Genomic DNA, 13,633 nt, shown 5'->3' on the forward strand with positions numbered 1-13,633 from the left:
TATAATCTTGTTATAGTATTTCTATGCAGAGAATTTTCTAGGCGTGACGGAGTTGGCGTATGAACAATGTTGTAGTGATGGATGATACAAGTATCATTGCTCGCCTTGTGTCCGAATTCCTAAAAGAAGTAGAAGGTGTTAACCCGATCATCTTCACCAATCCTTTAGAAGGATTGGACTATTGTATTAATGAACCCACTGTCGATTTGGTTTTGGTTGATTATCAAATGCCAGAACTTGATGGTCTTCATGTGATCGAAAAGCTGCGTGAACATAAAACTTCTGATGACTTACCAGTGATCATGGTAACCAGTAGTGAAGAGAAGCATTTCTTGCGCGATGCATTTGAAGTAGGGGCCAATGATTTCTTGCGAAAACCTGTGGATCCTACAGAATTAATGGTGCGGGTTAAAAACCTGCTTGCCATGAAAGAAATGACGGCGAAACTTCATGCGCTTGCCAATACAGATGTATTAACCAATGTGATGACAAGACGTGCTTTTTTAGAGGCGTCTGAAAGTGAAGTGCATCGGTCACAACGTTATGATCATCCTATGTCTGTTATCATGTTAGATGCAGATCATTTTAAAAATGTTAACGATACTTATGGTCATGCGGGTGGTGATGATGTTTTACGTTTTCTATCAGCACAATGTATGGAAATTGTTCGTGATGAAGATCATGTAGGGCGTTTGGGCGGAGAAGAATTTTGTATTGCACTGCCTGAAACCGATTTAGAAGGGGCAGCCCTTGTTGCAGATCGCTTGCGTCAATCAATTGCGGATAGTGACATAAAATTATCAGATGGACAGGTTATAAATGTGACAGTTTCAGTTGGGGTCGCGGCCATACAAGAAAACGAAAACCTTGATGATGTTATGCGGCGCTCTGACGAAGCTTTATACGAAGCCAAAGAAAATGGCCGCAATCAAGTAATGAAAGCGGCCTGATTCCTTATGATTTTTCAATTAATCTGGCATTTAGGAATTTAGAGAATCCAAAGCTTTTTGGAAACGACCAGCATGGTTTTTTTCTGCTTTTGCCAAATTTTCAAAAAGATCGGCAATCTCGTTAAAGCCTTCTTTGCGAGCAGCTTCCGCCATTTTGGGATACATTTCTGTATATTCGTATGTTTCCCCACTGATAGAGGATTTCAAATTTTCCTCAGTTGTGCCAATTGGTTCATTGGTTACAGGGTCGCCATTTTTTTCGAGCGCTTCTAGGATTGTGTGTGCGTGTGCTGTTTCGACTTCAGCAGTAGAGCGAAATACAGCAGCAATGTCATTATAGCCTTCAATATCCGCTTTTTGAGCGAAATATAAATAACGGCGATTTGCCTGTGCCTCGATAGCGAATGACTTAATAAGATTTTCTAGTGTTTTAGAACCTTTAAGCGACATGAATGTCTCCTGATCCTTTAGTAGTAAATAACGCGTGATAAGGTGGATATGATAAATCCGTGGGGGGACTATATCAGTTTAAACCGATAGGGCTAGCCCTGAAATGACAGGAATAGAATTCTTGTCATATATTCGTTCTATGCGATGTATATGTCAGATCAGCAAATAATATTTATTTGGTTTGTTTAGGCGTTTTGATTTACACGGATAACGACATCAACTGATGCAATGGAAAGTTGATCTGGCAAATCCGGAAGTCTACTAACTTCGACTTGATCAACTGGAATGTCTGTAATCTCACCAGTTGCTTCATTATACATGTGATGATGTGGCGTTGGATTTGTGCAGAAATAGGAATGGCTTGATTCCAGAACCACTTCACGTACAAGCCCTGCTTCACTGAACTGATTCAGTGTATTATAGACTGTTGCCAAAGAAATTTTCAGACGTGCGTCATGTGCGTCCTTATGTAACTGTTCTGCAGTCACATGATCGAAAGGACGTTCAAATAAGAGACGTGCTAACCCTAAACGCTGCTTGGTTGGGCGAAGACCCACCGCGTTGAGTTTTTCTAGGCATTTTGAATATGTACGTTGTTTTTGCATGAGCCTTATATAGGGCGAAGTATTCTGCTTGGGAAGCCCTAGATTTGTTGGATTAGCAACTATTGATCTATATCAAGGAAGAACATATAATTTTAGTCAATTTCTAAATCATACCAAGGCTTGGCGACGAGGCCGACTCTGCGTATATCTATGCTATGGTAAATACACGAAATCCTAAAAATAAAAAAGTAAAATCAAAAACAGCAGCTAAGAAAACTGCAGCAAAAAAAGCTGCGAAATCAACAGCTAAAGATAATTCTCGATCTACTGAAATGGGCTCGATTCAAACGAAATCATCGCGTCCTTTGTGGAAATGGTTGAAATGGATTTTAACATTCGGGATTTGGGGTGGTGTAACTTTTGCTGGAGTTTTGCTGTGGTTTGCCTGGGATCTTCCAAATCCAGAAACGGCAACGCAAGCGATCACTCGTAATCCTTCTATGACAGTTTTAGCCGCTGATGGATCGATCTTGACCCGACAAGGTGGAACGCATGGTCGGCCAATTACATTGGATGAATTACCCCCGTCTTTAGTTCAAGCTTTCATTGCCACGGAAGATCGTCGATTTTATGATCATTTTGGTATCGATATATTTGGTTTGGGGCGTGCAATATTTGTGAATTTAACGAGTGGCGGGTATCGTCAAGGTGGGTCAAGTTTGACTCAGCAACTGGCGAAAAACCTGTTTTTAACGCGTGAGAAAACAATCCGGAGAAAAGTGCAAGAATTGCTTCTTGCTTTTTGGTTGGAAAAATCGTTTAGCAAAGATGAGATTTTAACAATTTATTTAAACCGCGTATATCTGGGGTCAGGAGTTTACGGGGTGGACGCAGCTGCGCGTCGATATTTTGGCAAGCCCGCCTCAAATTTATCTCTGTATGAGAGTGCCGTTTTGGCCGGATTACCTAAGGCACCAAGCGCATATAATCCTCGTGCGAATGCAGAAAGGAGTGCCAAACGAGCAAATCTGGTACTTGATCTCATGGTTAATGCTGAATTCTTGCAGCAAGCCACAGCTGATGCGCATAAACGTAAACAAGTTAAAACCGTCGGCGGAAGCGCAGGACAGAATAATCGCTATTTTGCTGACTGGGTGATGGGGCGGGTGTCTCATTTAATCGGTCCAATAGATGATGACTTGATTATTCAGACAACATTTGAACCAAGCCATCAAAGGGCTCTGGAAAGTCAAATTTGGAAAATATTAAATCAAGCAGTTAAAGCAAATGCTGAGCAGATCGCTGCTGTGATCATGCGAGAGGACGGCGCTGTAACAGCGATGTTAGGTGGGAAAAATTGGTCAAAATCACCATTTAACCGTGCGGTTCATGCGAAACGTCAAACTGGTTCTGTCTTTAAACCAATTGCATATCTTGCTGGACTTGAAAACGGTATGCAGCCGGATGACAAGATTGATATATCTAATATTGTGATTGATGGATGGAGTCCAAGAGATCAATCTTTATTGAATGATCCTAATGCAGAAAATAGAGATAAAGTTTCTTTAGAAGAAGGATTACGTCGTTCCTTAAATAAAGCTGCTGTTGCTGTTGCAGAAAAGGCAGGGCGACATGAAGTTATTCAAGTTGCAAGACGTTTGGGCATTACAGCGCCTATGCAAGAACATCCGTCTTTACCATTGGGGGTACAAGAAGTGTCATTATTGGAAATGACAGGTGCTTATGCCGTGATTGCCAATAACGGTATTACGGCAATCCCACATGGAATTAAGGAAATCAAGGCAGGTAATGGTGAAACACTGTTTAAACATTTTGAAGATGATAGTGAGATACTGGATTCTGATGTGGCAGAAGATATGACCGAAATGCTGCATAATGTTGTAACAGATGGTACAGGAAAACGGGCGCAGCTGGAGCAAAGTTATGTTTCCGGTAAGACAGGTACGACACAATTAAACAAAGACGCTTGGTTTATTGGGTTTGCTAAAGACAGTCCGACCGCGGATACAGCATTGGCTATGGGGGTTTGGATCGGAAATGATAAAGCCACCCCGATGGATAATATATCCGGAGGTGGCTATCCTGCCATTTATTGGCAACGTGTAATGTCACGTCTTGAAAGTGAAATCAGTAGATAAAAATTTATTGGACACCTAGATTAATCAATTCACTTTCCATTCGCGTGTTACGGCTGTTTCGGGCGTAATCCAAGACACCTCGACCAGTATAATCTCTAACAGATGGATCTGCACCGTAATCAACTAACATCTGAAATATTTCAATATCCCCGGTACGGGCGGCCCAGAGTAGCGGTGTTTCACCCTGAGCATTACCCATATTTGGATCAGCCTCATTATCTAGTAAAACTTGTACGCTATCATAATCCAAACGATCAACGGCATAGAAAAGGGCAGAATTACCAAGACTGTCTGGATGGTTGGCAAAGGCACCGAATTCGAAAGCCAGTTCAACGATATCTGGATAACCTCTTTGAGCAGCGGCGATGAGTACAGTAATACGGCGTGAGCCTGTCATATTTGCATCGACACCTTTTAGAAGTTGAGAGCGAACCGCCGTATAATCGCCATTTAGAGCACCCTTAATCATCGGGTGATCTACAAATAGCTCGGTTTGTGCCATGCTAATATTTATAAAGCAAAATAGAGCCATAAAGGAAGTCAGAGCGGACTTAACAAGCGATTTAATCATGACGTAATTCTTCTTTCAGCCAATGGATCATTTGGTCTTGGGATGTAATGATTGGCACAGGTTGTGGGGCTGGGCGATTAATCATCAACACTTTTATTCCAAGGTTGCGACAGGCCTCAATTTTCGCTTTGGTAGCCTGTGCACCACTATTCTTTGTGACCAATATGTCTATTTTTAACTCGGAAAACAATGTTTCTTCTTCATTTAAATGAAAAGGTGGTCGTGCATAAATAATCTGGCAATCTTTTGGCAAATTCTCTTTGGCTGCCTTTTCAATCATACGTGCAGTTAGTTTTAACCCAGAGACATCTTTGAATGCTGCCAAATCACGTGATCCCAACGCAAGAAAGGCATGCTTTCCCAATTGAGGAATTAGGGTTGCCGCTTGATCAAGACTATCTGCATATATCCATAGATCATCTGTTTCTTCGAACCATTCTGGGCGCAGATATCGAACAAGTTTACATTGGTTGATCTTTGAGGCCTCATATGCATGTTTGGGCATAGCTTTGGCAAAGGGGTGAGTCGCATCAATAATAGCAGAGACATTATTGGCTGTTATGTAGTTGCTTAACCCTTTAATGCCTCCAAAACCACCAATCCGTATTTGGCCTGTTTCTATTTTAGGTGATTTGGTGATGCCTGAAAAACTTGTTACGATATCGTATTTACTTGTAAGGACGTCAGGTATTTCAGGAGGGAGTAAGCGGGCTTCTGTGGTTCCCCCAAGTATCAAGATTTGCGGCTTCATCCTAAAATACTCGTTTCCGCGCCTTCATGGGCAAGGATTGTTCCAATGCGATCAACCACAACAATGTCAACTTTGGTTTGGCCTGATAAGGTCGCAAGAGCCGTTTCCCGTGCTTGCTTTGCAACGGTTTTTGCAAGCGGTAAGTCAGGACAGGCTTCCAAGACTTGTTTGGCTGTATTAGCAGATTTGGTCAGATTAATTTGAGCATCGCTTCCCCCAAGTTTCAAAACCATATCTGCAAGTTTTTCGAAGTTCACTTGGGATCGGGATGAGTGTAAATCCATATTGCCTTGCGCCAATTTTAACATCTTGGCAAAGCCACCAGAAATGGTGACACGTTCGACAGGATGTCGGCGAATATATTTAAGCATGCCGCCAGCGAAATCCCCCATATCCAAATAGGCTTCATCTGGTAGATCAAAACTTTCACGCAAAGCGTTTTCAGACATATTACCCGTGGTACCTGCCACATGATGAAACCCATTGGCACGGGCAACATCGACGCCTCGATGAATGGAATGTATCCAGGCCGAACATGAAAATGGTGTCACAATGCCTGTTGTTCCTAGAACAGAAAGCCCGCCAACAATACCAAGGCGAGGATTCCATGTTTTTTGCGCAAGTTCTTCGCCATTTTCGATTGATATTGTAACATTCAATCGAAGGACCTCGTCATGTTGGTCTGCGACTTCTTGCAGGTTACTTTCTATAATTTCGCGTGGTTTTGGGTTGATGGCAGGTTCACCGACAGGAAGTGGAAGGCCAGGTAAGGTTACTGTGCCAACGCCTTTTCCAGCATAAAATTTGAGACCATTATCGTCGGCTTTTGTTATCGTGGCGCTAATAATCGCTTCATGCGTAATATCTGGATCGTCTCCTGCATCTTTCTGGATGGCAACTGTAGCAGATTCTTTTGAAATAATTGGGTCGAGAGTTTTAAAACGTGGTAATTCACCACGTGGAAGACGAATTTCAACTTCATCAGGCACTATACCTGTAAGTAACCCAAGATAAGCCGCTTTTGACGCGGCTGCGGCACAGCTACCCGTCGTCCAACCTTTGCGTAAAGGTTGATCAGGTTTTCGGCCTACTTTTGGCTGTTTATTTTTATTCGACTCATTCATGAAGATGCAGTTTAATCTGAACTGTAGAAAACGACCATCGCAAAAGAGGCCAAAATTTCTAATTTTTGCGCAAAGTTGTTAGTTCTAGTCGCTAGGATTTGTTGCAAAACTTTCTGATTTGAGTATGGTGCCCGCCATGAGTTTGACAATGAATATTACCCCGCCAGCTGACCTGCCAGAATTTCTGCCCGGTTGGGTTTGGCTCGTTGGTGCAGGTCCGGGCGATCCGGGGCTGTTGACCCTTCATGGTGTGAATGCGTTGGCCCAAGCAGATGTCATTGTTTATGACGCTTTGGTTGATGAACGTATTCTGTCTATGGCAAAACCAGAAGCAGAACGTATTTATGCGGGGAAACGTGGCGGTAAGCCTAGTCCAAAACAACAAGATATTTCCGATCGTTTGGTTGAACTGGCGAAAGACGGAAAACGTGTATTGCGCCTTAAAGGGGGTGATCCTTTTGTGTTTGGACGTGGTGGTGAAGAGGCATTAACCCTTGTTGATGCGGAAGTTCCATTTCGTATCGTTCCCGGAATAACAGCGGGTATTGGCGGTATGGCTTATGCAGGTATCCCTGCCACGCATCGTGATTGTAATTCTGCTGTGACTTTCGTGACGGGTCATTCCATGACGGGTGAAGTGCCCGACAATATGGATTGGAAAGCATTAGCCAATGGTGCACCCGTGCTGATTTTCTATATGGCGATTAAGCATATCGGACGAATTGTCGATAAATTGATCGAAGCTGGGCGTCCTTCTGATGAACCCGTTGGTTTTATCATGGCAGCGACTACCGAAAATCAAAAGGTCGTTACCTGTACGCTGGAAACGGCTGTCGAAACTGCAGAACAAATTAAACCACCTGCAATTGTTTGTGTGGGTCCTGTTGTGGGTTTACGTGAACAGTTGAACTGGATGAGCAAAGTTGCAGAATTATCTGCTTCAGAAGCTGCGGAATAATGACCGAACTTTCCAACAGTCGTGGATTGATAATTGCGGCCCCTAAATCGGGTAGCGGTAAGACTTTAATTACACTTGCTTTGCTACGTGCGATAAGAAACCGTGATATCAAGGTGGCTTCTGCTAAGATCGGTCCGGATTATATTGATCCTGCTTTTCATCGGGCCGCGAGTGGTCACAATTGTTTGAATATTGACCCTTGGGCGATGCGGCCAGAAACGCGCCGGAATATTCTGGATCAATTAGCTGAAAATAATCCGGAAATCATTATTACCGAAGGGGTGATGGGATTATTCGATGGCGCAAAAGACGGTACCGGTTCAACGGCGGATTTTGCAGCCGAAATTGGCCTGCCTGTTTTACTGGTCGTGGATGTAAAAGGTCAGTCTGCCTCCGCAATTGCCACAATTAAGGGATTTATCGATCTTAGAGATGATGTGCAGATTGGTGGGGTTTTATTCAACAATCTTGGTAGTTTGTCCCATAAAGATTTGATCCAGCAAGCCATGGATAAATATTTACCGGATCTACCGATATTAGGATATCTGCCACGCCATCCGGATTTGGAAATGCCGGAACGTCATTTGGGATTGGTGCAAGCAGGTGAACATTCTGATCTGGAAGGCTTCCTGCAAATTGCAGCTAACTGGATTTCTGAATATTGTGATATCGACAAATTAATATCGATTTCTTCATCATTGCAATATCGTAATGATGAAGGTGTAGCAGATTATATCCCACCCATTGGTAAGCATATTGCGGTTGCGCGTGATCTGGCCTATGCCTTTTGCTATGAGGGTATGTTAACCCACTGGCGTAAAATGGGGGCTGAGATATCGTTCTTTTCACCCTTGTTGGATGAGGTACCAAATGAGGAGGCGGATGCAGTTTATCTACCTGGTGGTTATCCTGAATTGCATGCGGCTAAACTTGCCGCGAATGAAAACTTTTTAAATGGGCTTCGTAAAGCGGCGAAACAAGAAAAATTTATCTTTGGTGAATGCGGTGGTTATATGACACTGGGCCGTCAAATTGTTGATAAAGAAGGTGTTGCCCATGATATGGCAGGGCTGCTTCCAGTGATAACCAACTTCCAGAAACGCAAACTTCATTTGGGGTATCGTAAAGCTGAATTACAGCATGATTGTCCGTTAGGCAAAGCGGGCGATGTATATCTTGCACATGAATTTCACTATGCATCTACCGATGAAATTGATATGAGTGCAGAGACACTTTTCTCAACAAAAGATGCAACCAACACGCCGATGGGCACCGTTGGTTTACGTGTTGGATCTGTGATGGGGTCCTTTATTCACTTGATCGATCGGATGAAACCGTGAGCCAGTCAGAACAACTTCCTTTTTGGGAAACCAAGTCTCTTTATGAGATGACCCAGACAGAATGGGAATCTCTTTGTGATGGCTGTGGTCAATGTTGCCTGCATAAAATGGAAGATATTGATACGGGGGAAATTGCGGTTACCAATGTGGCATGTAAATTACTGGATTTGAATAGTTGCCAATGTAAACATTATCCTAATCGGTTGGATCATGTGCCAGATTGTGTGCAATTGACCCCCAAAGATGCTGAAACATTAACTTGGTTGCCGAAAACTTGTGCTTACAAACTTATTGTGGATGGGGAAGATCTACCAGCTTGGCATCCTTTGATTTCTGGTGATCCAAATACAGTGCATGAAGCAGGCATTTCCGTGCAAGATGAAGTGGTTGGCGAAGAAGAAGTCGAAGATTTGGAAGAGCATGTGATGCATTGGTTGGAGGCAGGTAATATGCCATTTAATTTTCAAGATCGCGATCCGGATTTCGAAGATTAAATCTTATTCTTTCTTTAGCGGCATTTTACTTCGCCAAAAAGAAGACTTCAGAATTTCATCAAAGCAGCCTACACTCCCTCAATGCTTGAATTATTACGCTCTTCATCCAAGAAATCTCTGGAAACAGATCGACTTGCCCTAAAAGATGGGCAAGAAGTGATTATACGTTTCAAGGTAAATGCGCGTGCGAAACGCTTGATCCTGAAATATGACACAGCTGAGCGAGAAGTTGTGGTGACTTTGCCAAAAGGAGTTTCACAACGTCAGGCTTGGCGATTTGTTGATCAGTATCATGAATGGATTGAGACGCAGATTTCTAAACAGGAAGCGCTTATTGAAGTTCATAATGGTGTCTTACTTTATGTTGAAGGGATTGAATATAAGATCACGCATGATCCGGAAGCAGGGCGATCTTGCCGGTTAACCGAAGAAAGTTTGTTGATTGTCGGTGGTCCCGAAGAACATATGCCACGTCGTGTCATGGATTTCCTTAAGAAGAAGGCAAAAGAAAGATTCAAAGAAAGAGTTGATTATTATACAGATCAACTTGGTGTCCAACATCGACGTATTAGTATTCGTGATACGAAAAGCCGTTGGGGAAGTTGTGCGTCAGATGGAAGTTTAAACTTTTCCTGGCGCCTCATTATGGCACCAAGATATGTCTTGGATTATGTGGTCGCACATGAAGTGGCGCATATCCGGGAACATAATCATTCAAGTGCCTTTTGGGCGATTGTCGAAGAATTAGATCCGGAATGGAGAAAGTCCCGGGATTGGCTGCATCAACATGGCGGAAAATTACACGCCGTGACTTTTAATTGAGATAATTATGAATATTTCGAAACAGGATTATATCAAAGCTGATCCCGATCATACGCCATCGGTTTGGTTTAGTATCCTTTTGACTGCCTTAACATCTATGGGTGTTTTGTCGGTGACTTTATATGTGCCTGCTATGCTGGGCATTGCGGATGACTTTCAGGTGGATAAGGTTTCCGTACAGGTTACTTTATCTTTATTCTTGTTTGGCTTCGCCTTTGGTCAGCTTGTTTACGGGCCCTTAAGTGATCAGTTCGGCCGTCGTCCCGTTCTTTTATCCGGTTTGGCTTTTTATGCGGTTTCCAGTTTTATCTGTGCCTTGGCGCAAGATATTGAGGCCCTGCAATTTGCACGTCTTTTTCAAGGGATTGGCGCCTGTTGCGGGGCTGTAATTTCACGTGCTGTCGTTCGGGATTTATATCATCAAGATCAGGCCATCCGGGTTTTTGCTTTTGTGGCGACGGCATTGTCTTTAACCCCTGCAATTGCCCCTATTATTGGCGGGCAGTTAACCGTGTGGTTTAGCTGGCAGGCTTGCTTTTACTTCTTGGCCGTTGTGGGAAGCGTGATGTTTATTTGGTCTTTCTTTCATTTAAAGGAAAGTAATACGGAAAAATTATCAGGTGCGATTAACCCAATTCGTTTGGCTAAAATCTATTGGCAAGTGGTGAGCAATTTAAGATTTGTGGCGTTGGTGATGATCAGTAGTCTGCTATTTGGTGGTTTGATGAGTTACACCACTTTAAGTCCGTTCCTGATGTTGGAAGAATTAAAATTAACGCCGGATCAATATGGATTGCTTATCATGTTTACGGCGGCAGCTTATGGTTTTGGTAGTTATATGTCAGGCCGCATGGTGAAAGTGATTGGGCATCAGGCGATTATGATAGGTGGGCCAATTATATCTATTGGCGGCGCTTTGTTGATGTGGGCCTTAAGTTTTGAACTTTCGATTATCTATCTGGTTTTACCAGCCTCCATCTATCTAATTGGGAATGGATTTGTGGCACCCACCACGATGGCAGCCGCTATGCAACCTTTCCCCAGAATTGCCGGGAGTGCTTCGGCCATGATGGGGGCATTTCAAATGGGCGTCGCTGGGATTGTGAGTGTTCTGGTGAATAAAGTATATGACGCAACGGCCTTGCCTTTGTCTCAAGTTATGCTGGGTTTGGCCTTTGCATCGCTTGCCTGTGCATTTTACGTCATATTTACAGATCGACATATTGCGGCTAAACAGCCTGTCTGATTTTAATTTTTTGGATTTTCGAAATGGCAATTCGCCCTACTCATTTGGCAGTCACTTTTTTGCTGACCATGTTGACAGCTCTTGGTCCCATTAGCACAGACTTATATCTTCCAGCCTTACCGAATATTCAAGATAGCTTTCAGACTGATGTACCAACGGTGCAGTTGACCCTAAGTGTCTATATGGTGGCCTTTGCTATTTGTCAGTTATTTGCAGGCGCCATGAGTGATCAATATGGCCGGCGTAAGATTTTACTGGGCAGTACTTTTATCTATTTCTTGGCATCTATTTTTTGCTATTTTGCAGGCAGCATAGAAGAACTTATTGCGGGTCGCCTTTTGCAAGCAGTTGGTGCCTGTGGGGGGATTGTCATTGCCCGCGCTGTGATCCGCGATGTGTATCAGCCCGTTGATGCTGCAAAGTTAATGTCACATATGGGCACTGTTATGGCGATCGCCCCGGCAGCAGGGCCGATCCTTGGTGGTATCGTGACGGTTTATTTTGGTTGGCAAGGCAACTTTGTGATGCTTTCAGCCTTTGGCGGATTATGCCTATTTGGGATTTATTTCCTGCTTGGGGAAACGAATAAACATATTGATCCCCATGCGATTAAGCCGCGCCGGATGATGAGAAACTTTAAATTCATGCTCTCTCATCGTGCTTTTGTGGGCTTTATGTTGGCCTGCCTTTTCACCTACTCAGGATTATTCGCCTGGATTTCAGGATCCGCATTTGTGTTTATTGAGGTGATTGGTTTAAGTCCGGATCAATATGGATATGTTTTTGCCGGTATGGTCGTGGGGTATATGATCGGTACGCAATTTGGTGGACGTACAGTCAAAAAAATCGGAATGCGGAAATTGATCTTACTTGGTGCCTTATTTGAAATGCTGGGTGGTGGTGTAATGCTGAGCATGGTCCTCATTGAATATGTAACGGTGGCAAGTATCCTAATTCCAATGGTGCTTTATGCAGCTGGTATGGGATTGGTTTTACCCAATTCTGTGGCCTCAGCTGTTGGGCCTTTCCCGAAAATGGCAGGTGCAGCCAGTAGTTTGATGGGTTTCATGCAATATTCAGGTGCCGCATTTGTTGGACTGGCCGTAGGGCATAGTTTCAATCTAACCGCATTCCCTATGGCTTTTGCCATTGCTGTGATGGGGGTGTTAACCATGGTTGTCTATTGGATGGTTATTCGTGGTGCCGAAGATTTAAAAGACGCTGGTACGCCTGATGAACCAGCGGCTAAGATTATTGAGGAAGCCGTTTAAAACACGAGTCAGTGATCACCGTCACAGGACTTGAATTTTGAATCTGTTATCCTATATATCCGTTAAGATAGTTTAGTTTGAATGACTCCCTCCCCTGTTTAACTGTGAAAACTGGCTATTGCATAAGACGTTTATAAGAAAAGGGCCGGAAAATTTTCCAGCCCTTTTTGTATGTCATGCATGAATTTGAAATTTATTACGGTCTCAAAACATGTGTGTGGTCGATATGATAAAGATGGCTATCATCAAAATCTTCATTTTCAAAAACACGTCCCACTAGGATCAAAGCTGTGCGAGTTAGTTTTGCCGCTTTTACTTTCTTGCGAATGTCAGACAAATTACCACGAATAATCGCTTGGTCCGGCCATGTGGCACGATAAACAACAACCACTGGGCAATCTTCGCCATAAAGCGGGGTCAGGTCTTTAACCACATTTGCCAAATTGGTGATGGATAGATGGACTGCCAATGTCGCGCCACTTTTACCCAAAGTTACCAAATCTTCACCTTCAGGCATTTCTGAGGAACGTGTAGATGTTCGTGTCAGAATGATTGTTTGGCTGACACCTGCAAGGGTTAATTCAGATTCAACCAAGGCAGCACTTGCCGCAAAAGCTGGGACGCCCGGGCAGATATCATATGGGATACCTAGTGTCTTTAAACGACGGATTTGCTCACCAATGGCACCATAGATGGATGGATCACCGGAATGAACACGGGCAACATCTTCCCCACGGTCATGGGCTTTTACGATCTCATCAATGATTTGGTCTAGATGCATAGGAGCCGTATCCATGACCAATGCGCCTTCTGGTGCTTCAGATACAATTGCTTCTGGCACCAGTGACCCTGCATACAGGCAAGTTTTACATTTTTGGATAAGTTTCAGGCCGCGAACGGTGATCAGGTCTTCTGCACCCGGTCCGGCACCAATGAAATGTACAGTCATTTG

Annotated in this window: 14 protein-coding genes; 8 read left to right on the top strand and 6 right to left on the bottom strand. The window is 43.5% G+C overall.

Annotated elements, in window-relative coordinates; genetic code table 11:
- Positions 1 to 59: 59 nt before the first annotated feature.
- Entirely contained in the window at positions 60 to 950 is an 891-nt protein-coding gene (locus tag ACOQOA_RS11015; protein ID WP_420548679.1) for a diguanylate cyclase, read from the top strand.
- Between the two features lie 30 nt (positions 951 to 980).
- On the opposite strand, the gene ACOQOA_RS11020 is transcribed toward ACOQOA_RS11015, so the two are convergent.
- Together ACOQOA_RS11020 and irrA are read right to left on the bottom strand one after the other, a co-directional pair.
- Positions 981 to 1,400 carry a rubrerythrin family protein gene (locus ACOQOA_RS11020; RefSeq protein ID WP_420548680.1) on the bottom strand — a complete coding sequence of 140 codons (420 nt, stop codon included), beginning with the start codon at positions 1,398 to 1,400 and terminating at the stop codon, positions 981 to 983.
- Between the two features lie 185 nt (positions 1,401 to 1,585).
- Complete coding sequence (gene irrA, locus ACOQOA_RS11025) at positions 1,586 to 2,005, bottom strand: iron response transcriptional regulator IrrA (protein ID WP_420548681.1); 420 nt, start codon at positions 2,003 to 2,005, stop codon at positions 1,586 to 1,588.
- A gap of 155 nt (positions 2,006 to 2,160) precedes the next feature.
- Here irrA and ACOQOA_RS11030 point away from each other — a divergent pair, with 155 nt between their 5' ends.
- Positions 2,161 to 4,104, top strand: a complete 1,944-nt coding sequence (locus ACOQOA_RS11030; RefSeq protein ID WP_420548682.1) for a transglycosylase domain-containing protein — start codon at positions 2,161 to 2,163, stop codon at positions 4,102 to 4,104.
- A gap of 4 nt (positions 4,105 to 4,108) precedes the next feature.
- Here ACOQOA_RS11030 and ACOQOA_RS11035 read toward each other — a convergent pair whose 3' ends face one another.
- From ACOQOA_RS11035 to ACOQOA_RS11045, 3 genes are read right to left on the bottom strand one after another with little or no spacing between them, the layout of a single operon-like run.
- Positions 4,109 to 4,675 (bottom strand): ankyrin repeat domain-containing protein, encoded by a 567-nt coding sequence (locus ACOQOA_RS11035; RefSeq protein WP_420548683.1) that lies wholly within the window; start codon positions 4,673 to 4,675, stop codon positions 4,109 to 4,111.
- Positions 4,668 to 5,426 carry a cobalt-precorrin-6A reductase gene (locus ACOQOA_RS11040; RefSeq protein ID WP_420548684.1) on the bottom strand — a complete coding sequence of 253 codons (759 nt, stop codon included), beginning with the start codon at positions 5,424 to 5,426 and terminating at the stop codon, positions 4,668 to 4,670. The genes ACOQOA_RS11035 and ACOQOA_RS11040 overlap by 8 nt, the downstream gene beginning before the upstream one ends.
- A complete protein-coding gene (locus ACOQOA_RS11045) occupies positions 5,423 to 6,550 on the bottom strand; it encodes a cobalt-precorrin-5B (C(1))-methyltransferase (protein WP_420548685.1) in 1,128 nt (375 codons plus the stop codon). The genes ACOQOA_RS11040 and ACOQOA_RS11045 overlap by 4 nt, the downstream gene beginning before the upstream one ends.
- A 136-nt stretch (positions 6,551 to 6,686) precedes the next feature.
- On the opposite strand from ACOQOA_RS11045, the gene cobA reads away from it, so the two are divergent.
- The 6 genes from cobA (at position 6,687) to ACOQOA_RS11075 (ending at position 12,681) form a co-directional block, all read left to right on the top strand.
- The gene (gene cobA / locus ACOQOA_RS11050; protein ID WP_420548686.1) at positions 6,687 to 7,508 is read left to right on the top strand and encodes a uroporphyrinogen-III C-methyltransferase; all 822 of its coding nucleotides are present in this window, start codon (positions 6,687 to 6,689) and stop codon (positions 7,506 to 7,508) included.
- The gene (locus ACOQOA_RS11055; protein ID WP_420548687.1) at positions 7,508 to 8,848 is read left to right on the top strand and encodes a cobyrinate a,c-diamide synthase; all 1,341 of its coding nucleotides are present in this window, start codon (positions 7,508 to 7,510) and stop codon (positions 8,846 to 8,848) included. The genes cobA and ACOQOA_RS11055 overlap by 1 nt, the downstream gene beginning before the upstream one ends.
- Positions 8,845 to 9,342 carry a YcgN family cysteine cluster protein gene (locus tag ACOQOA_RS11060; protein WP_420548688.1) on the top strand — a complete coding sequence of 166 codons (498 nt, stop codon included), beginning with the start codon at positions 8,845 to 8,847 and terminating at the stop codon, positions 9,340 to 9,342. The genes ACOQOA_RS11055 and ACOQOA_RS11060 overlap by 4 nt, the downstream gene beginning before the upstream one ends.
- A gap of 81 nt (positions 9,343 to 9,423) precedes the next feature.
- On the top strand, positions 9,424 to 10,164 hold the full coding sequence (locus tag ACOQOA_RS11065; protein WP_420548689.1) for a M48 family metallopeptidase: 741 nt from the start codon (positions 9,424 to 9,426) through the stop codon (positions 10,162 to 10,164).
- Positions 10,165 to 10,171: 7 nt separating this feature from the next.
- Complete coding sequence (locus tag ACOQOA_RS11070) at positions 10,172 to 11,410, top strand: multidrug effflux MFS transporter (RefSeq protein WP_420548690.1); 1,239 nt, start codon at positions 10,172 to 10,174, stop codon at positions 11,408 to 11,410.
- Between the two features lie 23 nt (positions 11,411 to 11,433).
- Positions 11,434 to 12,681 carry a multidrug effflux MFS transporter gene (locus ACOQOA_RS11075; RefSeq protein WP_420548691.1) on the top strand — a complete coding sequence of 416 codons (1,248 nt, stop codon included), beginning with the start codon at positions 11,434 to 11,436 and terminating at the stop codon, positions 12,679 to 12,681.
- 196 nt (positions 12,682 to 12,877) lie between these two features.
- Here ACOQOA_RS11075 and cobM read toward each other — a convergent pair whose 3' ends face one another.
- Positions 12,878 to 13,630: a precorrin-4 C(11)-methyltransferase gene (gene cobM / locus ACOQOA_RS11080; protein ID WP_420548692.1), complete on the bottom strand. Its 753-nt coding sequence runs from the start codon at positions 13,628 to 13,630 to the stop codon at positions 12,878 to 12,880.
- Between the last annotated feature and the right edge of the window lie 3 nt (positions 13,631 to 13,633).

Origin of the sequence: Curvivirga sp., assembly GCF_965219885.1 — a bacterium.
GTDB lineage: Bacteria > Pseudomonadota > Alphaproteobacteria > UBA8366 > Aestuariispiraceae > Curvivirga.